The organism is Streptomyces sp. NPDC048106, assembly GCF_040706415.1.
GTDB lineage: Bacteria > Actinomycetota > Actinomycetes > Streptomycetales > Streptomycetaceae > Streptomyces.
Window position 1 is genome coordinate 38,631 of the sequence record NZ_JBEZND010000046.1, and the last position, 18,538, is coordinate 57,168.

Annotated in this window: 16 protein-coding genes and 1 pseudogene; 10 read left to right on the plus strand and 7 right to left on the minus strand. The window is 73.4% G+C overall.

What is annotated here, in order from left to right; genetic code table 11:
* Window positions 1-191 precede the first annotated feature (191 nt).
* The 5 genes from AB0927_RS33615 (at window position 192) to AB0927_RS33635 (ending at window position 4,328) form a co-directional block, all read left to right on the plus strand.
* Window positions 192-1,070, plus strand: coding sequence for a hypothetical protein (locus tag AB0927_RS33615; protein ID WP_366671592.1), 879 nt, complete (start codon window positions 192-194; stop codon window positions 1,068-1,070).
* Between the two features lie 156 nt (window positions 1,071-1,226).
* Entirely contained in the window at window positions 1,227-2,093 is an 867-nt protein-coding gene (locus AB0927_RS33620) for a fructosamine kinase family protein (RefSeq protein WP_366671593.1), read from the plus strand.
* Window positions 2,094-2,211: 118 nt separating this feature from the next.
* Complete coding sequence (tgmA, locus tag AB0927_RS33625; protein WP_046416733.1) at window positions 2,212-2,403, plus strand: putative ATP-grasp-modified RiPP; 192 nt, start codon at window positions 2,212-2,214, stop codon at window positions 2,401-2,403.
* An 18-nt stretch (window positions 2,404-2,421) separates the two neighbouring features.
* Window positions 2,422-3,405, plus strand: coding sequence for an ATP-grasp ribosomal peptide maturase (gene tgmB, locus AB0927_RS33630; RefSeq protein ID WP_366671594.1), 984 nt, complete (start codon window positions 2,422-2,424; stop codon window positions 3,403-3,405).
* 35 nt (window positions 3,406-3,440) lie between these two features.
* Window positions 3,441-4,328, plus strand: a complete 888-nt coding sequence (locus AB0927_RS33635; RefSeq protein ID WP_366671595.1) for a Gfo/Idh/MocA family oxidoreductase — start codon at window positions 3,441-3,443, stop codon at window positions 4,326-4,328.
* Between the two features lie 57 nt (window positions 4,329-4,385).
* Here the strand turns inward: AB0927_RS33635 and AB0927_RS33640 are convergent, their stop codons facing one another.
* From AB0927_RS33640 to AB0927_RS33660, 5 genes and pseudogenes are all read right to left on the minus strand, one after another.
* Window positions 4,386-5,324, minus strand: coding sequence for a class I SAM-dependent methyltransferase (locus AB0927_RS33640; protein ID WP_366671596.1), 939 nt, complete (start codon window positions 5,322-5,324; stop codon window positions 4,386-4,388).
* Window positions 5,321-5,947 carry an isochorismatase family cysteine hydrolase gene (locus tag AB0927_RS33645; RefSeq protein ID WP_366671597.1) on the minus strand — a complete coding sequence of 209 codons (627 nt, stop codon included), beginning with the start codon at window positions 5,945-5,947 and terminating at the stop codon, window positions 5,321-5,323. Before AB0927_RS33645 ends, AB0927_RS33640 begins: the two co-directional genes overlap by 4 nt.
* Window positions 5,944-7,026 (minus strand): annotated as a pseudogene (locus AB0927_RS33650) (isocitrate/isopropylmalate family dehydrogenase); the annotation flags it as partial. The gene AB0927_RS33645 and the pseudogene AB0927_RS33650, both read right to left, overlap by 4 nt.
* A gap of 17 nt (window positions 7,027-7,043) precedes the next feature.
* Complete coding sequence (locus AB0927_RS33655) at window positions 7,044-7,580, minus strand: EF-hand domain-containing protein (protein ID WP_366671598.1); 537 nt, start codon at window positions 7,578-7,580, stop codon at window positions 7,044-7,046.
* A gap of 224 nt (window positions 7,581-7,804) precedes the next feature.
* Window positions 7,805-8,713 carry a GNAT family N-acetyltransferase gene (locus AB0927_RS33660; protein ID WP_366671599.1) on the minus strand — a complete coding sequence of 303 codons (909 nt, stop codon included), beginning with the start codon at window positions 8,711-8,713 and terminating at the stop codon, window positions 7,805-7,807.
* 306 nt (window positions 8,714-9,019) lie between these two features.
* Between AB0927_RS33660 and AB0927_RS33665 the strand changes: the two genes are divergently transcribed.
* The gene (locus tag AB0927_RS33665; protein WP_366671600.1) at window positions 9,020-10,078 is read left to right on the plus strand and encodes a PP2C family protein-serine/threonine phosphatase; all 1,059 of its coding nucleotides are present in this window, start codon (window positions 9,020-9,022) and stop codon (window positions 10,076-10,078) included.
* Between the two features lie 404 nt (window positions 10,079-10,482).
* Window positions 10,483-10,962 carry a hypothetical protein gene (locus AB0927_RS33670; protein WP_366671601.1) on the plus strand — a complete coding sequence of 160 codons (480 nt, stop codon included), beginning with the start codon at window positions 10,483-10,485 and terminating at the stop codon, window positions 10,960-10,962.
* Between the two features lie 122 nt (window positions 10,963-11,084).
* Here AB0927_RS33670 and AB0927_RS33675 read toward each other — a convergent pair whose 3' ends face one another.
* Complete coding sequence (locus AB0927_RS33675; protein WP_366671602.1) at window positions 11,085-12,644, minus strand: helix-turn-helix domain-containing protein; 1,560 nt, start codon at window positions 12,642-12,644, stop codon at window positions 11,085-11,087.
* A 275-nt stretch (window positions 12,645-12,919) separates the two neighbouring features.
* Between AB0927_RS33675 and AB0927_RS33680 the strand changes: the two genes are divergently transcribed.
* Together AB0927_RS33680 and AB0927_RS33685 are read left to right on the plus strand one after the other, a co-directional pair.
* The gene (locus tag AB0927_RS33680; RefSeq protein ID WP_366671603.1) at window positions 12,920-13,540 is read left to right on the plus strand and encodes an L-threonylcarbamoyladenylate synthase; all 621 of its coding nucleotides are present in this window, start codon (window positions 12,920-12,922) and stop codon (window positions 13,538-13,540) included.
* Window positions 13,541-13,729: 189 nt separating this feature from the next.
* On the plus strand, window positions 13,730-14,485 hold the full coding sequence (locus tag AB0927_RS33685; RefSeq protein ID WP_366671604.1) for a dienelactone hydrolase family protein: 756 nt from the start codon (window positions 13,730-13,732) through the stop codon (window positions 14,483-14,485).
* Window positions 14,486-14,566: 81 nt separating this feature from the next.
* On the opposite strand, the gene AB0927_RS33690 is transcribed toward AB0927_RS33685, so the two are convergent.
* On the minus strand, window positions 14,567-16,888 hold the full coding sequence (locus AB0927_RS33690; RefSeq protein ID WP_366671628.1) for a M4 family metallopeptidase: 2,322 nt from the start codon (window positions 16,886-16,888) through the stop codon (window positions 14,567-14,569).
* A 653-nt stretch (window positions 16,889-17,541) separates the two neighbouring features.
* Between AB0927_RS33690 and AB0927_RS33695 the strand changes: the two genes are divergently transcribed.
* Window positions 17,542-18,519, plus strand: coding sequence for an alpha/beta hydrolase (locus AB0927_RS33695; protein ID WP_366671605.1), 978 nt, complete (start codon window positions 17,542-17,544; stop codon window positions 18,517-18,519).
* Window positions 18,520-18,538 lie beyond the last annotated feature (19 nt).

The window sequence follows — 18,538 nt, forward strand, 5'->3', positions numbered from 1 at the left end:
CCCCGGGCCCCTCGTCCGGGCCAATCGGGGACCACCGCGAACCCTGCCGAGGGGAGAGCCGGGGGGAGGCCGAGGGGAGGGCCGAGGGGAAGTTCACCACCCCCTTGTTATGACAGCGGTCATAGCGCAGTCTTGTCCCGGACGGTACGACGGCACACGGCCGGCGACGGCCGAGGCGGTGGGAGGCGGCAGTGGCGGACGGGATGGCGCGGGCCCTGTGGGAGCGCTACGAACCGGTACACGACCTCGTGTACTTCGCCCCGCAGGCGCACCGCGCGGCGAAGGCACTGGGTCTGCGCGGCTACTGGATGGGCTACTTCGCGCTGCGCGCCGCCCCGCTCGGCGCGGTGTCCCCCGCCGTCGTGACGAGCTGCTTCTACGTCTTCCACCCCGCCCGCGTGGCCAGGGCGCTGCCGGACGCCTGGGGGTACGCGGAGCCGGCGCGGGTGCTCGCGGCCCGCGAGGACGCGATGGACGCGGCGATGACCGAGCTGTTCGGACCACGGGTCACCGGCTCCGCCGACTTCGCCGAGGCCGCCGATCTCGCCTGGGAGGCCGCGGCGGCCGCCGACACCACGGGCCGGGTGCTGGCCGCCGCCAACCAGGCGCTGGAGCGTCCGCACCGGCCCACGGCCCGGCTGTGGCAGGCACTGACGACCCTGCGCGAGCACCGGGGTGACGGGCATGTCGCGGTGCTGGTCAGCCAGGGGCTCGGGCCGGTCGAGGCCATGGTGCTCAAGGCGGCCGCGGGCGAGTCGGACGGCGGGTTCCTGCGGGAGACCCGCAAGTGGGAGCAGAGCGACTGGACCGCGGCCGGTGTCCGGCTGCGCGACCTCGGGCTCCTCGCCGGGAACGGCTCGCTCACCGCGGCCGGGGCGGTGGTGCGCGCGGAGGTCGAGACGCTGACCGACGCGGCGGCCGAGAGCCCCTGGACCGCCCTCGGCCCGGACCGCGCCGCCCGCCTGGCCGCCCTGCTGGATCCGCTGGCCCGCGCGGTGGAGGACTCGGGTCTGCTGCCGCCCGGCAATCCGGTCGGCCTGCCCGCGCGTTCGGCCCCGGTCGGCGACTGACGGTACGGCGGGCGCCTCGCGTGGCCACTCGGCGCACTCACGCCGCCCGTGCGGTCGCGGCACGGGCGCACGGCAGCGCCGATCGGCCGAAAAGCGTCGTAGCAACGGTCGAAGTACCCTCTCCTGACCTGGGGTTGTGCACCGTACTCTGAAGCCGTGGTCACGCGAGACGAGGATCCTGGGCAGGCGGCGTCCCGGCTCACCGGGCGCCCGGCCGGTGCGGCGCGGGGGTTGTCCGGGTCGCCCGTGGAGGTGCTGCTGGACGACGGCACACCGGTGATGGTCAAGCGCGGCGACGCCCCCGGGGCGGTGCGCGCGGAGGTGGCGGGGCTGCGCTGGCTGGCCGCTGCGGGCGCCGTACGGCTGCCGGCGGTGCTCGGGCACGACGAGCGGTGGATGGTCACCGAGCGGGTGGCGGCCGGTGCTCCCGACGCGAAGGCGGCGCTCCGTTTCGGTCACGCCCTGGCGGCCCTGCACGCCTCGGGCGCGCCCCGCTTCGGGGCCCCGCCGCCCGGCGGGCCCGAGGACGCGTACATCGGCCTCGCGCCCATGCGCAACGCCGAGGGCGCCGAGTGGTCCGGCTGGTACGCCGAGCACCGGGTGCTGCCGTACGTGCGCAGGGCGGTCGAGCGCGGCACGCTGCGGCCGGGCGAGGCGGCGGTGTTCGAGCGGCTCTGCGCGCGGCTGCCGGAGCTGGCGGGGCCCGCCGAGCCGCCCGCGCGGCTGCACGGCGACCTGTGGAGCGGCAATGTGCTGTGGGGCGCCGACGGCGAGGTGTGGCTCATCGACCCGGCCGCGCACGGCGGTCACCGGGAGACCGACCTGGCGATGCTCCAGCTCTTCGGCTGCCCCCATCTCGATCGCGTCCTCGCGGGGTACCAGGAGAGGGCACCGCTCGCCGACGGCTGGCGCGAACGCGTCGGCGTGCATCAGCTTTTCCCGCTTCTCGTGCACGCGGTGCTGTTCGGACGCGGGTACGCGGAGCAGGCGCTGACGGTGGCGCGCGGGGCACTCGCGAAATGAGCGCCGCGCCCGGCACGGCGGCGGAACGCGACCGTCCGTGCCATGGTCACGCAGCGTAAGGAAACCAATCATCCGTTCGAATCGTATAAGGACGTGAAAGCCGAACCAGGGAGAGACCATGCAACCGTTCACGCTCAACTACGCGCGCCCGGCTGTGCAGTTGGAAGTAACCGTTCCGTACGCGTACGACTCCGGACTGCAGTTGAACGTCCTCCCGGACGGGCGGATCGCCGCGACGGACCACGCGACCCTGCGTGCGCTGGGCACCACGACCTCGACCGCCGGCTCCAAGACACACTTCGACGACTGAACCACGGACCCGCAGACGATGACCGTGCTCATCCTGACCAGTGAAGAGGACGTGACGGCGGACATGGTGGTCCTCCGCCTCCGCGAGGCCCAGGTGCCCGTCGTCCGGCTCGACCCCGCCGATCTGACCGACGGGGTCGCTCTGTCGGGCGAGTACGCGCGAGGCGCCTGCCACGGGCAACTGTCCGTCGGCGGGCGCCTGGTGGACATGGACGGCCTGCGCTCCATCTGGGTGCGCAGGCCCGGGGCGGCGGCCGCGCGCGCCGCCCAGCCGTCCGCCTGGCTGACCGAGGAGTCCGCGCAGGCGCTGTACGGCATGCTCCGCTGCACCGACGCACGCTGGATGAACCATCCGGACGCCGCCCGCCGCGCCCGGTACAAGCCCTGGCAACTGCGCCACGCCCAACGCGCCGGGCTCCCGGTGCCGGCCACGCTGATCACCACGTTCCCGCAGGCGGCGCGGGAGTTCGCGGCACGCTATCCGGACTTAGTGGTCAAGCCGGTCTCCGGGGCGCATCCGCAGGAGCCGCCGCGGGCCGTGCCGACCAGCCGGGTCGCGCCGGACGCGGACTTCACGGCGGTCGCCTTCGGGCCGACGCTGCTGCAACAACGCGTGGTGAAGCGGGCCGACATCCGGCTCACCGCCGTCGGCGACGTCCTGCTGGCGGCCCGCAAGCCCGTCGACCCGGACGCCCATCCCGACGACGTGGACGTCCGGTTCGCCCCGTCCGTGTCGCCGTGGCTGCCCGCGCCGGTGCCCGCCGGGGTCGCCGAGGGGGTCCTGCGCTATCTCCGTGGGGCCGGACTGGCCTACGGCGCGTTCGACTTCGCGGAGGACGCCGACGGTCTCTGGTGGTTCCTGGAGTGCAACCAGTCCGGCCAGTTCGGGTTCGTGGAGATGGACACCGGGCAGCCGATCGCCGCCACTATCGCCAAATGGCTCGCCGGGGAGGGGGTTTCGCAAGACAGGTATGCGGACACCGCGCCGGGCGCAGCCTGTTGAGGACGCGGGGACCGGCTCGGAGAGAGGAACGTCATATGCGTATCGGACTGCTGGGAACGGGTCCCTGGGCGCGGGCGGTGTACGCCCCCGCCCTCGCCGGGCACCCCGGCCTGGAGTTCGCCGGGGTGTGGGGCCGCCGCCCCGAGGCGGCCGACTCGCTCGCGCGGCCGTACGACGTCACGCCGTACGCCGACGTGGACGCGCTGCTGGCCGACGTGGACGCGGTCGCCGTCGCCCTGCCGCCGTCCGTGCAGGCCCCGTTGGCGGTGCGGGCGGCACGGGCCGGGCGGCATCTGCTGCTGGACAAGCCGCTCGCGCTGTCGGTCGCCGACGCGCGCGCCGTGGCCGAGGCGGTGGAGCGGGCGGGGGTGGCGTCGGTGGTGTTCTTCACCACGCGCTTCCAGAAGGAACAGGAGGCCTGGATCGAGGAACAGGCCGCGGTGGCGGGCTGGTTCACGGCGCGGGCGCAGTGGCTGGGGGCGGTGTTCACGAGCGACAGCCCCTTCGCGGCCTCTCCGTGGCGCCGGGAGAAGGGCGCGCTGTGGGACGTGGGCCCGCACGCGCTGTCGGTGCTGATGCCTGTCCTCGGCGACGTCACCCAGGTGGTAGCGGCGGGCCATGGCCCGGGAGACACCGTGCACCTGGTCCTCGACCACGCCGCCGGAGCCTCCAGCACCGTGGCCCTCAGCCTGACTGCGCCGCCCGCGGCCGCCGGGACCGAGTACGAACTGCGCGGCGAGTCCGGCGTCACCGTCATGCCGACCGCCGCCGAGGACGCCACCACCGCCCTCGCCCGGGCCGCGGACGCCCTCCTGGCCGCCGCCGCGACCGGCCGCCCGCACCCCTGCGACGCGGCGTTCGGCCTACGGGTGACGGAGATCCTGGCGGCGGCGGAGGCCCATCTGGCCGCGGACGCGGAATAGCACCGGGTGCCCGGCCCGCCGACGCGGCGTCGGGCCGGGCCACCAGCGGAGCGGATCTCAGCCCGGAGCCATCCCCCGTGGCGTCGGGACCGGCCTGCGCGCGTCCCGCGACGCGGCCGCGAAGATCCAGCGGTTGGCGGCCAGGGCGTCGTTCGGTTCCGGCAGCGGGCCGCGGCCGTGCCGGCGGGTGAAGTCGTAGGGGGTGCGGATCGTCACCGTCCAGCCCTGGCGGGCGAGTTCGGCCGCCGAGTCGGGGCGGGGCTCGATGGCGAAGAGAGCGAGGAGGTCGATGCCGATGCGGTGGCGAGTGGTGGTGTACACGGGGCTGGAGCGGACCTGGGGCGACTCGACGAGGTCCTTGATCTCGTAGGCCAGGGTGCTGTCCACCGCGCTGAGCCGGTCGATCGTCGCGATGAGTCGTCGTTCGGCCGCCGCCGGCAGATAGAGCAGCAGCCCCTCGGCGAGCCATGCGGTGGGCTCGGCGGGGTCGAAGCCCGCGGCCGTCAGGGCGCCGGCCCAGTCGTCGCGGAGGTCGGCGGCGAGCGTGCGGCGCTCGGTCGCGGGGGTGGCCCGGAGCCGGTCGAGCACCGTCTGCTTGAAGGCCAGCATCTCCGCCGTGTCCACCTCGTACACCACGCAGCCCGGCGGCCAGTCCAGCCGGTACGCCCGGCAGTCCAGGCCCGCGCCCAGCAGCACCACCTGGCGGATGCCCAGGTGCGCGGAGCGCAGCAGATGGTCGTCCAGGACGCGGGTGCGCAGGGCGAAGTACCGGCCGAGCCTGCCCCACAGCGGGTCGGCGTCCCCGCCGGGCACCTGAGCCGGGCGTACCGGCCAGCCCGCCGAGGCCGCCGCCGCGCGCACGAAGTGCTCCGCGAACGGGTCCCGGGCCAGCGCGTCGGGGCGGTGCGTCTCGATCGCGCGGGCCGCGGCCACCAGCAGGGCGGTGCGGCCCACGCCCCGCGCCACCCCCGCGGCCGGTCCGGCGGCCGGGCTCACCGCACCTCCTCGGACTGGAGCACGGGCGCGGTCCAGGCCGCCGGGTCGGCCGCGGTCGTGGTCCGGGCGCCGTACACCACGCGCATGAACCGCAGCACGTCGTCGTACGGCAGGTGCAGGGCGGCGGTGCAGTCCGTCAGTACGGTCACCTGGAAGCCCTTCTGGAACGCCGTGCGGGCGGTGGTGTCCACGCACACGTCGGCGTACACCCCGGCGAGGACCAGGTGGCCGACGCCGTGTGCGCCGAGGTGGTCCTCGAAGCCCTCGCCGAGGAAGGCGTCGAAGCGGGCGCGCTTGGTGAAGACGCGCTCGCCCGGTGCCGGGGCCACCCGGTGGAACTCGGCGCCCCGGGAGCCCTCCAGGCACTTCGGCCGTTTGCCGAGGGCGTGGTCCCGCAACCGCCAGGCGGTGCCCTGGTGTTCGGGGTCGCCGGTGAACCGTACGAAGATCACCTCCACGTCGCGCGCCCGGGCCGCGGCCACCGCCCGGAGGGTGCCGGCGACCGCCGCGTCCAGGACGGTGGGGTCGCCGCCGAAGCGGGCCAGGGCGGCCGGGCCGGTGCAGAAGTCGTTCTGCACGTCCACGACGACCAGGGCCGTCCTCTCCCCCGCCGCACCGGTCATGACCCGCCGACCAGGGCGGCGTCCGCCGGTGTCCCGCCGGTTCCGGGCGCGCCGAGGGCATCGAGCAGGGCGTCGGCCACGTCGGTGGTGGAGTGCCGTCCGCCGAGGTCGGGCGTGGATATGCCTCGCTCGTCCAGGAGCCGCAGCGCCTTCTCGACGGCCTCCACCGCGCCGGCGCATCCGGCGTGCGCTTCCGCGACGCGCGCGGCCGCGCGGATGGTCGCCACCGGGTTGACGAGGTCCCGGCCCGCGAGGTCGTCGGCGGAGCCGTGCACCGTCTGGTACTCGGTGAGGCCCGCCAGCCCGGGAGCGAGGAAGACGTTCTCGGTGCAGCGGTTCTCCTGCCGCCCGTGGCCGAACCGGTCGAGCAGCATGACGTGCATGATGTCGGCCCATTCGTTACCGGCGATCAGCAGCACCCGGTCCGGCAGGCCGTGGGTGACGAGGTTGCGGTTGACCGTGTCCGGCTGCACCAGGTCGATCCGCACACCGAGCCGGCCCGCGAGGTCGGCCACCCAGGCGTCCAGCGCGCCGTCCAGGAGGTGGAACTTGTACGCCATGACGACGCGGCCGATCCGTCCGTCCGGCCACTCCTGCCGGGCCCGCCGCAGGGCGTAGCCGACCACGGCCTCGGTGATCTCCCGGCTGAAGGTCATGGAGCGGGTGATCTCGCCGGGCGTATGCCGGTTCTCGCCGGTGTAGAACCCCTGTGCCTGGTCCCGCACCAGCAGCAGGGAGCGGCCGTCGGCGCCGAGCAGGTCCACCTTGACGGCGCGCAGCCGCTGGCGGACGAGGTACAGGGACTGGGCGTTGACCGCGGTCCGGAAGACCGCCGTCGTGCCCTGCTCGGCGCGGGTGCGGCAGAACCGCTCGTAGTGGTCGGCGTCCTCGGCGGTCAGCTCGCGGATCCGCTCGGTGTCCCCTTCGGCGCGCAGCGAGGCGTAGGAGTGGTAGAGCCGCGGGGAGCGCTCGACCGTCACGGCGCCCGGGCGTCCGGCGGTCAGCGCGCCGAGCACCCGCTCGAAGACGTCCGCGAGTTCGGGTCCGGTGCCCCGGCCCACGGCCAGTCCGATGGCGGGGGCGGCAGGCTCGTGGGTCACCGTGCGCCGCCCGTGGTGAGGTGGTCGCCGGGGATGCCGGACTTCTCGGGGCGGTAGTAGTCACGGATGCCGTCGGCCCACGTGACCACGGGGACGCGGTCGCCGTGGACCGGTTCGAAGGCGTCGAACAGGGCCTCGATGTTGGGGCGCTGGAACCCGATGGCCGTCATCAGGGCGACGAAGTGGGGGCGTTCGACATAGCCGTCGCCGTCCGGGTCGCCCATCGCGGCGAGGGCCTCGGCGAACTCGCTGACGGTGACGTCGAACCGCTGGGGGTCGAGCACGATGGCGTTGAACTCCTCGGGGCTGACCCGGCCGTCGCCGTCGGCGTCCAGTTCGGTGCGCAGGGTGTCCCAGTAGCCCTGGAAGGCCTTGAGCATCCTGCTCTTCACGCTGTCCCCGGCCTCGGGCACGGCCTCGACCACCCGCCTGCCCATCAGTTGGAAGTCCCCGGGATCCAGCACGCCGTTGCCGTTGGCGTCGAACAGGGAGAAGACGAGCTCGACACGGTTGTTCGCCTCGGTGGTGGCCATGGTGTGTGTTTTCCCCTCCGGTCATGCGGTTCGCCAGAACACCACCGGAGCCCGGGCCCGGCGGCCGCTCCACTATCGGCTCGCCACCGGCATCCGGAGAGGAGAAGCCGGCCACGTGCCCCCGAACGGGGGAATTCCCTCCGTCCGGGGCATGAAGCGCCCGGATCCTGGAAACCATCGCGCCCCGGCCGCCGTCTCCTCCTCACGCCCTCCGGCGGCCGATGTCACCCGGCGCCGGCCACCCCCTCGGCCCAGAAGTTCATCCGCTCCCGTACGACCGGATATCCCGCCGTGGCGAAGTGCGCGGCCATCGGGAAGTTGGGCTGGTCGGTGGCGGCGGCGATGAACTCGGCGCCCTGGTCGGCCAGGAAGTGGGTGCACTCGGCGAGGAGGTCGTAGGCGTAGCCGTGACCGCGCCGGCCGGGGACGACGCCGATGAAGCCGACGCAGGGGCCCGAGGGGTTGTGGCCGGGTATGTGGATGCCGACCGGTTCACCGCCGCGGGTGCGGGCGATCTGCCACCAGGAGCGCGGCGAGGGCAGCCAGTGGAAGAGGTCGAGTTCCTCCTGGGCGGCCTGCTCGACCCCGCCCTGGGCGATGGCCCGGCGGGCGTGCGCGTCGAGGGTGTCGGAGTGGATGCGGCGCAGCAGGTCCAGGAAGACGGCGTCGTCCGGTTCCGGGGTGAAGACCAGCCGGCCGGGGCGTGCGGGCAGGCCGAGGTCCGGGGTCCAGCGGTAGATGAAGCGCTCGGCCAGGGGCGCGTAGCCGGCCTCGCGCGCGACCGCGGTGCGGATGTCGGCCTCGGCCCGCAGCCGGGGCTCGGCGCGCCAGCCGGCGGGCAGGTCGAGTTCGAGTTCCTCGGGGTGCCAGGGGGCGCTGCGCAGGAGTTCGGCCCCGGCCGCCTCCTCGCCCTCGGCGACGTCCAGCCAGTTGATCAGCAGCGGCTCGGTGTCCTCGGGGCGGCCCCACCAGGCGGCGCGGGCCACGGTGCGGCCCCCGCGCAGGGCGACGCGCTGCCACTCGGGGCGGAAGCGGACCAGCCGGTGCCGTTCGGCGAAGGCCAGCGGGTCGGGCATGGTGTCGAACAGGTGCGCACTGCTCGCGTCGAGCGTGCGCATGACCAGGTCGGTCATGAATCCTCCGGGATACGTGCCGCGAAGGACCTCGCGGCGGGACGCGCTCCCGGTCAGGCCTGGCACACCCGGGTGACGGGGAGGGGGGAGCGCATGATGACAGCGGCCATGACACTCGCCTCCTTCGTCCGTCTCGGGTGTGCGGCCCCACGCTAGGCGGGCCGCGGCACGGGTGTCCACCGGTTTTCCCCGCCGCCCCGGCGGGGACCGTCAGCGGGCGCCCTCCTCCGGTCCGCGGCGTAGCGTGGGCTTGTGCCATCGGTGCGCGGCTGGTCGTCGCGCGGGAGCCCGGAGGATCGCGGCTGGTTGCGGGGCGCGCCGCCACCGTGGTGGATCCGGCTGCTGCCGGTGCTGCTGCTGGTCGCGGTGACCGGCGCCGCGACCGTCACCCCCCACGCCAGCGACCTGGGCTTCCTGCTGGGCGCGATCCCGCCGCTGGCCGTCCTGTCGTACGGGCCGCTCGTCACCGCCCTGCTGGGTGTCCTCGTGGTCGTGTCCGTGAACGTGCCGGCGACCCATCTGAATCGGCCCGGCAACACCGATCTGCTCACCATCGTCTTCGTCGCGCTGCTCAGTGTGTTCGTGTCGTTCGTGCGCAGCCGCCGCGACGCCCAGTTGAAGGTGGAGCGGGCGATCGGCGAGGCCGTGCAGCGGGCGGTGATGCCGCCGCTGCCCGAGCGGGTCGGGCGCGTCGGCTGCGCGGGCTTCTACCGGGCCGCCGAGGACGGCACGCTGGTGGGCGGGGACTTCTTCGACGTGCGCGAAGGCCCGTACGGCGTACGGGCGCTGATGGGCGATGTGCGCGGGCACGGGCTGACGGCGGTGGTGACCATGGTGTCCCTGCTGGGCGCGTTCCGGGAGGCGGTCCTGGACCAGCAGGACCTGGAGTCGCTGGCGGGCCGGCTGGACCGCCGTCTCGCGGTGGACGCGGCGGGCGCGCCGGACGGTGAGCTGTTCGCGACCGCGGTGCTGGTGGAGTTCCCGGCCGACGCGCGCACGATGCGGGTGGTGGCCTGTGGTCATCCGGCGCCGGTCCTGCTGCGCGAGGGCGACGCGCGGGAGATCACCGTGACGCCGGGGACCCCGCTGGGGATCGGCCTGGTCGGGGCCGATCCGCCGAAGGAGGTCACGGTGCCGCTGGAGCCGGGCGACCGGCTGCTGCTGGCCTCCGACGGCGTCTGGGAGGCGCGCGACCGCTCCGGGGGCTTCTACCCGCTGCCGGACCGGCTGGCCGCCCTCGCGGACACCGCTGCCGGCGCGCTGCCCGCCGCCGTGTGGGCGGACCTCGCGCGGCTGCGCTACGAGGTCCGCGACGACGCCACCATGCTGGCCCTGGCGCCGGACCCGGGCGGCCCGCCCGCCTGATCCCCGGCTGTGCTCGGCCCCGGCGTACGCGGCGCGCGAGCGCGGGTCGCGCGCTCGGCCTCGGCGCTCTCGCGGGCCAGAGGGCGGGTGCGATCCCTGGAAGACCTCGCTGGAGCGGAACGACGGAACGACGCGAGACATCGACCGGGACAGCGACGAACTCCACAGTCAGCGCGTGAATCGACTGCCGTCACGCTCGTATCACGCGACTCTCTGGCCCGGAACTCTCGGAAGGGTGACGCACCCCCGTCGGCCGGCCGACGAACCCGCGCACGGGGTGCGAACACGTCGACTCAAACGCCAGGCCGCGCCACCCCTTCCGCCGCATAGAAATATCTACGAGCATGCAAATGCCGGGTTGCGGTGCGGACGCACCGAGTGCCCGAGAACGTGCGGAGCAGTGCATGACGAACACGATGTGGATGCGGGGAGTGGAATGGCTGGCGGCAGCGGCGGCGGATCCACGCGCGTGCAAGTGGGAGTGGGACCACGGGGAGGGGATCGCGCTGCTGGAGGCGGGGCGCTTCTGGGACGTGCTCAGCGTCCCCGAACGGCTCGGACTGCTCACCCTTGATCTGCTGTGGCGCCCCGCGCTGCCGGTGCCGGGTCCGACCCTGGTGGACCTCACGGCGGGCCGGGTCGGCTTCTTCCTGCCGCCGGACCCCGCCGGGGGCTGGATCGGCGCGGGGCTGCGCTATGCGACCAGGGGCTCCTGGGTCGCCGTGCCGCCGCCCTACCGGCCCGCCCGCTCGCTGGAGTGGCTGGTGCCGCCCGACGGCACCGGCACCCTGCACTCCCCCGGCACCCTGGAGGACGCGCTCCAGCAGGCCAACGGCACCCTGGCGGTCCTCGCCGCGCCGCCGCGCGGGCAGCGGGAAGGGTAGGGGAAAGAACGCGCGGGGCCCCGACCGGCCCCCCGTCCCGGTCGTGCCCCGCGGGAAATGAACCTACGTGCGACGCGCGGTCCGTACCAGCGCACCGGTGCCCGGCACGACGCGCGTAGCACTCACCGGTGCACAGCCGCGTCCGCTTGGTCCGGGTTCGCCGGGCCGAGGCCGGGGACGGGGAGTTCACCGGTGACGAGATGGGCGAGGACGACCTCGTACAGATCGGTGCCCCCGGCCAGCAGCCGCCGCTCCAGGACGGGTTCGGCGGCCCGCACGTGCTCCCGCACGGTCTGGGCGTGCACCCCCCGCGCCGTCGCGGCGGGCCCGGCGTTCGCGTCGGCGGCCAGCCAGGCGCGCAGGGTGCCGCGCAGATCCCGGCCGTCGTCGTCGAGGCGCCCGAGCAGGCCCTCGGCCCAGGAGCGCAGCGCGTCGCCGCCGAGCAGGTCCGCGAACGCCACGGGCGTGGCGGGGGCGTGGCCCTCGGGGTCGTACGGGCCGTGTGCCGCCTCGGTGTTGAGCGCGATGTGCGCCACGGCGCGGACGGCCAGCGCGGAGAAGTCGGCGCCGAGCAGCGCGGCGACCCGGTCCATACGGGCGCGCACCGTGTTGCGGCTGACGCCGAGCACCTTGGCCGCGCTCACCGCGGTGAACTCCAGCCCCAGCCGGGTGGTGGCGAGCAGTTCGGCGCGCACGTGGTACGGCAGCGTGTCGAGGGGGCGCAGCACGGCGGCCGACCAGGCGTGCAGCGCGGCCGGGTCCATCAGGCGTGCGGGGCGGGTGCGTTCGGCGTAGACGGCGGTCCGTTCCGGGCTGAAGCGGGCCACGGCGAGCGCGGTGACGGCCTGTCCGTAGGCGGTGGCGGTCAGGGCGAGGCGCTGGCGGGGGCTGCCGCCGAGGTAGGTGCCGGGCCGGCGGGCGACCAGGGAGCGCAGCCGCTCCCCCACCTCGGCGTCCGGGCCGAGGACGATGACGTGCTCGTCCATCGCGGGGCAGCGCACCACGAGCGCGCCGCCGCTGGTGGCCGTCCCGCATTCGTCGGCGAGCCGGTCGCGTTCGGCGACGGTGCCCTCGATGACGTACACGCGGGCGGTGTCGTTCTCCAGCAGTCCGGGCCACAGTCCCGCGGCGACCCGGCGGGCGGAGACGGTGTCCTCCACCATCAGCAGTTGCAGGATGGCGAGGCGCAGGTCGGCGGTGGCCTGCCGCAGCCGGTAGCCGGCGTGGGCCAGCTCGCGCTCGCGCAGGAGGAGTTCGAGCACTCCGGCGGTGTGGCCGAGGATCTCCGTGGTGTGCCGGTCGAAGGGCTCCGAGCGGGCCACGGCCAGTACGGCCGAGGCGGCCGGGTCGGGCCGGGGGTGCCGTATACCGACCAGGCGCACGTGCCGGGCGCCGTCCTCCAGCGCGGCGGCGGAGACCCGGCCCGCGGCCACGTCGGCGACGACGGCGGCGTCCAGCGGCAGCCGCCCCCCGGCCCCCGTCTCGGCCCCGGCCTCGGCGAGGAGGGCGCCCCGCGCGTCCTGGAGGCGCACGGACGCCCCGGTGCCGCGGGCGAGCCAGGCGACCAGCCGGTTCAGGTCGCGGCCCGCGGGGCGCAGCTGGTCGAGCAGCTCGCGTTCCCAGGCGCTGTCGGTCCCATACGGCTGCCGGGACACCGGCTCCTCGTCCGCTCGGCGGGCCACGTGTCCCTCTCCTGTCATCCCATGTCGGTCTTGATGCTCGCAGCGGGACGTTACCCGACAGTTCACTTCCCCGTCCCCTCGGGCCGGACATGGCTCCGCCGGCGGCCCGGGGGGGGTGGGGCCACCGGCGGAGGCAACGCCTCCGGAGCGGGGGAAAGGCTCCGAACGGCTCAGGGTTCGAGTGCCCGGAATCCCCGGGTGTACACCAGGGAATTTTCCGGGGAGCGCCAGAGGCGCCGCCCGCGTCGGCTCCGGGTACGGCATAAGCTCGGCGAATGGCGAAGTACTTCGACGTGCACCCCGAGAACCCGCAGGCCCGCAGCATCGCGCAGATCGCCGACGCGGTGCGGTCGGGGGCACTCATCGCATACCCGACCGACTCCTGCTACGCGCTCGGCTGCCGGCTGGGCAGCCGGGACGGCATGGACCGCATCCGTGCCATCCGGCAGCTGGACGACCGGCACCACTTCACGCTGATGTGCCGGGACTTCGCGCAGCTCGGGCAGTTCGTGCGGGTGGACAACGACGTCTTCCGGGCCGTGAAGGCGTCCACGCCCGGCAGCTACACCTTCATCCTCCCGGCCACCCGCGAGGTCCCGCGCAAGCTGATGCACCCGAAGAAGAAGACCGTGGGCGTGCGCATCCCGGACCACGTGGTCACCCAGGCGCTGCTGGCCGAGCTGGGCGAGCCGCTGCTGTCCAGCACGCTGCTGCTGCCGGACGAGGAGGAGCCGATGACCCAGGGCTGGGAGATCAAGGACCGCCTCGACCACGTGGTGGACGCGGTGGTCGACTCCGGGGACTGCGGCACCGAGCCGACCACGGTGGTCGACTTCTCCGGCGGCGAGGCGGAGATCGTCCGGCGCGGCGCGGGGGACACCGCACGGTTCGAGTGACCGGCGGGGCGGTACCGCCGACGGTGACGGCGGGGCCGGTACGGCGGACCGGTCGCGAGGGAGTGGATCTTGCGTGGCAGCATGAGAGCCGCCCGCAGCGGCCCGCGCGTTCTCGCAGGACATCCGGCGTACCCGCGACACCGCGGGGCACCCGCCGCCCGCCCACCCTTCCCCAGGAGGCCTGTCACCATGACCGACGTACAGGGAGCATCCGTCGACATCACCACCGAGGACGGCACCGCCGACGCCTACCTCGCCCATCCCGCGGACGGCGAGCCGCACCCGGGCGTCCTGTTCTACCAGGACGCCTACGGCCTGCGCCCCCAGCTGAGGTCGATGGCCGACCGGCTGGCGGCCGCCGGGTACACGGTCCTGGTGCCTAACGTCTTCTACCGGCACGGCAGCACCCCGATCGGTGAGCTGCCGGAGTTCATCGACCCGGCCGCCGACCCGACCATCTGGCAGCGCATCGGCCCGGTGATGAGCGCCCTCACCCCCGAGCAGTGCAGGCGGGACGCGGACGCCTATCTGCGCTTCCTCGCGGACAACCCGTTCGTCGCCGACGGCCCGGTCGCGCTGACCGGCTACTGCATGGGCGCCCGGCTCGCCCTGCGCACGGCGGCCACGCATCCCGGCCGGGTGGCCGCGGCGGCCGGTTTCCACGGCGGCAAGCTGGTCACCGACGCCCCGGACAGTCCGCACCGCGGCGCCGGGGACGTCACCGCGGAGCTGTACTTCGGCTTCGCCGACCAGGACGCCTCCATGCCGGCCGAGCAGATCCGGGAGCTGGAGCAGGCGCTGGACGCGGCCGGCGTGCGGTACACGTCCGAGGTGTATCCGGGCGCGCGGCACGGCTTCACCCAGGCCGACACCCCCGCCTACGACCGGCAGGCCGACGAGCGCCACTGGTCGGCCCTGCTGGCTCTGCTCGACCGCGCCTTCTGAACCGCCGGCCCGCAACGAGAAGGTCCCGCCCCCGGCCTGCGGCCGGGAAGCGGGACCCTCGGGTTCAGGTGGTGCGGGTGATCAGCTGGTCGTCAGGGACGTGTCGTCCACGAGGAAGCTGGTCGCCAGCGAGGAGTCCTCGACGCCGTTGAACTTCAGGGTGACCGTCTGGCCCGCGAGGGACGAGAGGTCGAGGCTCTTGAGGACGTAGCCCGAGCTGGCGTTCAGGTTCGAGTAGGTCGCCAGGGTGGTGGAGCCGGCGGTGACCGTCAGCTTGTCGTACGCGGTGCTCGTGCTGGTCTCGGCGGTGTCGACGTACAGGTAGAAGGACAGGGTCGCCTTGCAGCCCGTGGGGATCGTCACCGACTGGGAGACGCTGTCGGTGTGCGAGGTGCCGTAGCCGTCCATCCAGGCGTAGTACGAGCCGCCGTGGGCCGGGGCGCCGGTGTCGTTGGTGATGACGCCGCTGCTCGCGGTCCAGCCGGTGTTACCCGACTCGAAGCCCGGGTTCGACAGCAGCTGCGAGGAGGAGCAGCCGCCACCGCCGGTGGTGCTGACGGTCCAGGAGAAGGTCGCGGTACCGGTCGCGCCGGTGGAGTCCTTCACCGTGACGGTGGTGCTGAAGGTGCCGGCCGCGGAAGGCGTACCGGAGATCACACCGGTGGAGCTGTTGATCGACAGGCCGGTCGGCAGGCCGGAGGCGCTGTAGGTCAGGGCGCCGGTGTTGGTGCTGCTCGCCTGGACCTGGAGGCTGACCGCCGTACCCACCTTGGAGGACTGGCTGCCCGGGTTGGTGACCGTCACGCCGCTGCTCGGCGGGTTGATGTGGGCACCGACGTTGATGCCCGCGAAGGCGTTGCCGACACCCGCGTACTGCGTCGAGTTGGTGCCGTACAGCGCGGCGGCCGCGTTCAGGGCCGCGGTGCGGGCACCGGCGTAGTTGGTGCTGGACGTCATGTACGACGTCAGCGCCTTGTACCAGATCTGCAGGGCGGCGGCCCGGCCGATACCGGTGACGGCGACACCGTCGGAGGTCGGGCTGTTGTACGTGACACCGTTGATCGTCTTGGTGCCGCTGCCCTCGGAGAGCAGGTAGAACATGTGGTTCGCCGGACCCGACGAGTAGTGCACGTCGAGGTTGCCGACGCCCGAGTACCAGCTGTCCGCGGACCCGCCGTCCTTGCTCGGCTGGTCCATGTAGCGCAGCGGGGTGCCGTCGCCGTTGATGTTGATCTTCTCGCCGATGAGGTAGTCACCGGGGTCCGCGCTGGTGTTCGCGTAGAACTCCACGCCGGTACCGAAGATGTCGGAGGTCGCCTCGTTCAGACCGCCGGACTCACCGCTGTAGTTCAGGCCCGCGGTGTTGGAGGTGACGCCGTGGCTCATCTCGTGGCCGGCGACGTCCAGCGAGGTCAGCGGGTCGTTGTTGCTCGAACCGTCGCCGTAGGTCATGCAGAAGCAGCTGTCGTCCCAGAACGCGTTCACGTACGAGTTGCCGTAGTGGGCGCGGGAGTAGGCGCCGACACCGTCGTTCTTGATGCCGTTGCGACCGAAGGTGTTCTTGTAGAAGTCCCAGGTCTCCTGGGCACCGAAGGCGGCGTCCGCGCCGGCGGTGGCGGCGTTGGTGTTGGTGCCGTCGCCCCAGGTGTCGCTGGTCTGCGAGAACAGGGTGCCGGTGCCGGAGGTCCCGTGGTTCAGGTTGTACGTCTTGTGGCCGCCGCGCGTGCCGTCGGTCAGGGTGTACGACGAGCCCGACTGGGTCGTGGTCAGCGAGACCTGGCCGCTGTAGTGGGTGTTGCCGACGCCGGTCTGGATGCCCTGGTACCGGTACAGCTCCTTGCCGGTGGTGGCATCGGTGATGACGTGCAGCTGGCTCGGCGTGCCGTCGTCCTGGAAGCCGCCGATCACGGTCTCCCAGGCGAGCTTCGGGGTGCCGTTGCCGGCCCAGATCACCTTGCGGGCGCTGTCGGTGGAGGGCTTGGCGGCGTCGAGGGCCTTGGCGGCCTTCAGCGCCTTGCTCTCGGCGGACGCCTTGGTGAAGGTCGCCGTGGTCGAGGAGACCTGGATCTTGTTCTTGTTGTTGTACGTGGTGGTCACGGTGCCGGCCGCCAGCGAGGCCGGGGGCGTGTGCACGACGAGGTCGCCACCGAGGACGGGGAGGCCGTCGTAGGTGCGCTCGTAGCGGGTGTGCAGCGTGCCGTCGGCGTCCTTGATGACGTCCCGGACGACCAGCTTCTCCTTGGCGCCGAGGCCGAGGGTGCGGGCGGTGTCGGCCGTCTTGTCCTGGGCGCTCTGGACCAGGGCCTTGTGCTGGGCCGGGCTGAGCTTGGCCTCGAGAGCGCCGGTGCGCAGGGGGCTGAGGTGGTGCGCGGCAGGCGCGGCGGTCGCCGGGACAGCCTGCATGCCAACGGCGAAGAGGGCCGCGGTGGAGAGCAGCGCGGCTCCGACCGTGGCCCGCTTGGAGAGACGTCCCTGGGGAAGACGTCCACGAGAAAGGGCTCTGTGGGGTGTCACTCTTACTCCTCCTGCGTAGGCCGCCGGGTCGCGGCCTGTGACAGACCGGACAGCCGGGTCTGGTGTCCGGTGGGTTGTGCTGTGCGGGACCGTGATCCGTATTGCGCTTCGTGGGGGATCAGCGTGCGCTGGGAGAATGACAGCCTTGACCCGTCCATGTCACCAGATCAAAAGCCAATCGAGGGTTTTCCCTATGATGTTGCTGTGCGCTCCCTCGGTGGCCAATTCATGTTCATGAAACAAGGTTTGGGGCGACTGCGACGCGGGGCTCCGCCCTGGGAAGATCGGTTCATGGCGGATGACGAGGCACGGGCGATCTTCGACCGGGCAAGGGTGCGTGGATGCGCCGCTCGGCCAACTCCCGGAAGGCGAAGGGGAACTCGGGCCGGGCGTCGGGACGTCGGATACGACGGCCGCGTGGCCCGGGCCGTGGAACACGGTCGTCCGGCCGGATCCGCACACCGGAGGCCGTGAGCTCGCGCCATCGCCCCCGCACCGTCAAAAGGCCCGTCAACTTCACTCGACCGCCCATGGGAGGGCGCATGACGCACGGCACCGAACCGACGCACCGGCTGGTCCGCACCGAGAGCGGCCGGATCCATCTCGTGGAACAGGGCAGCGGGCCACTGGTGCTGCTCGTGCACGGGTTCCCGGAGTCCTGGTACTCGTGGCGCCACCAGTTGCCGGTCCTCGCGGCGGCCGGGTACCGGGCGGTGGCCATCGACGTGCGCGGCTACGGCCGTTCCTCCAAGCCGGCCGCGACGGACGCCTACCGGCTGACCGAACTCGTCGCCGACAACGTCGCGGTGGTGCACGCGCTCGGCGAGGAGTCGGCGGTGGTCGTCGGCCATGACTGGGGCTCCCCCATCGCCTCGGGCTCGGGCCTGCTCAGGCCGGACGTCTTCCGGGCGGTGGGCATGCTCAGCGTGCCGTACACCCCGCGCGGCGGTCCCCGGCCCACCGAACTCTTCGCCCGCATGGGCGGGGAGGACGAGTTCTACATCTCCTACTTCCAGGAGCCGGGCCGCGCCGAGGCCGAGATCGAACCGGACGTACGCGGCTGGCTCGCGGGGCTCTACGCGGCCCTGTCCGCCGAGACCATGCCCGGGCCCGACGAGCCCGCCCCGTACTTCGTCAGCCCCGGCGGCACGCTGCGCGAGCGGTGCCCCGCCGACCGGCTGCCCGGCTGGCTCGGCGAGGCGGACCTCGACTTCTACGCGGGGGAGTTCGAGCGGACCGGCCTGACCGGACCGCTCAACCGCTACCGGAACATGGACCGCGACTGGGCTGACCTCGCCGACCACGACGGCGCCCCGCTCACCCAGCCGTCCCTCTTCATCGGCGGTGTCCTGGACGTCACGATGTCCTGGCTGTCCGACGCCGTCAAGGCGTTCCCGGCGACCCTGCCGGGCCTGGTCTCCTCGCATCTCCTCGACGGCTGCGGCCACTGGGTCCAGCAGGAACGCCCCGAGGAGACCAACCGCCTGCTCCTCGACTGGCTGGCCGGACTGCCCCGCTGAAGCGGGGATCGCCGGACCG

Excerpts from the sequence above, each read along its gene's own strand:
- AB0927_RS33670 (WP_366671601.1), top strand. The coding sequence starts at position 10,483 with ATGACGAACACGATGTGGATGCGGGGAGTGGAATGGCTGGCGGCAGCG.
- AB0927_RS33685 (WP_366671604.1), top strand. The coding sequence starts at position 13,730 with ATGACCGACGTACAGGGAGCATCCGTCGACATCACCACCGAGGACGGC.
- AB0927_RS33635 (WP_366671595.1), top strand. The coding sequence starts at position 3,441 with ATGCGTATCGGACTGCTGGGAACGGGTCCCTGGGCGCGGGCGGTGTAC.
- AB0927_RS33680 (WP_366671603.1), top strand. The coding sequence starts at position 12,920 with ATGGCGAAGTACTTCGACGTGCACCCCGAGAACCCGCAGGCCCGCAGC.
- AB0927_RS33695 (WP_366671605.1), top strand. The coding sequence starts at position 17,542 with ATGACGCACGGCACCGAACCGACGCACCGGCTGGTCCGCACCGAGAGC.
- tgmB (WP_366671594.1), top strand. The coding sequence starts at position 2,422 with ATGACCGTGCTCATCCTGACCAGTGAAGAGGACGTGACGGCGGACATG.
- AB0927_RS33645 (WP_366671597.1), bottom strand. The coding sequence starts at position 5,947 with ATGACCGGTGCGGCGGGGGAGAGGACGGCCCTGGTCGTCGTGGACGTG.
- AB0927_RS33660 (WP_366671599.1), bottom strand. The coding sequence starts at position 8,713 with ATGACCGACCTGGTCATGCGCACGCTCGACGCGAGCAGTGCGCACCTG.
- AB0927_RS33690 (WP_366671628.1), bottom strand. The coding sequence starts at position 16,888 with ATGCAGGCTGTCCCGGCGACCGCCGCGCCTGCCGCGCACCACCTCAGC.
- AB0927_RS33655 (WP_366671598.1), bottom strand. The coding sequence starts at position 7,580 with ATGGCCACCACCGAGGCGAACAACCGTGTCGAGCTCGTCTTCTCCCTG.
- tgmA (WP_046416733.1), top strand. The coding sequence starts at position 2,212 with ATGCAACCGTTCACGCTCAACTACGCGCGCCCGGCTGTGCAGTTGGAA.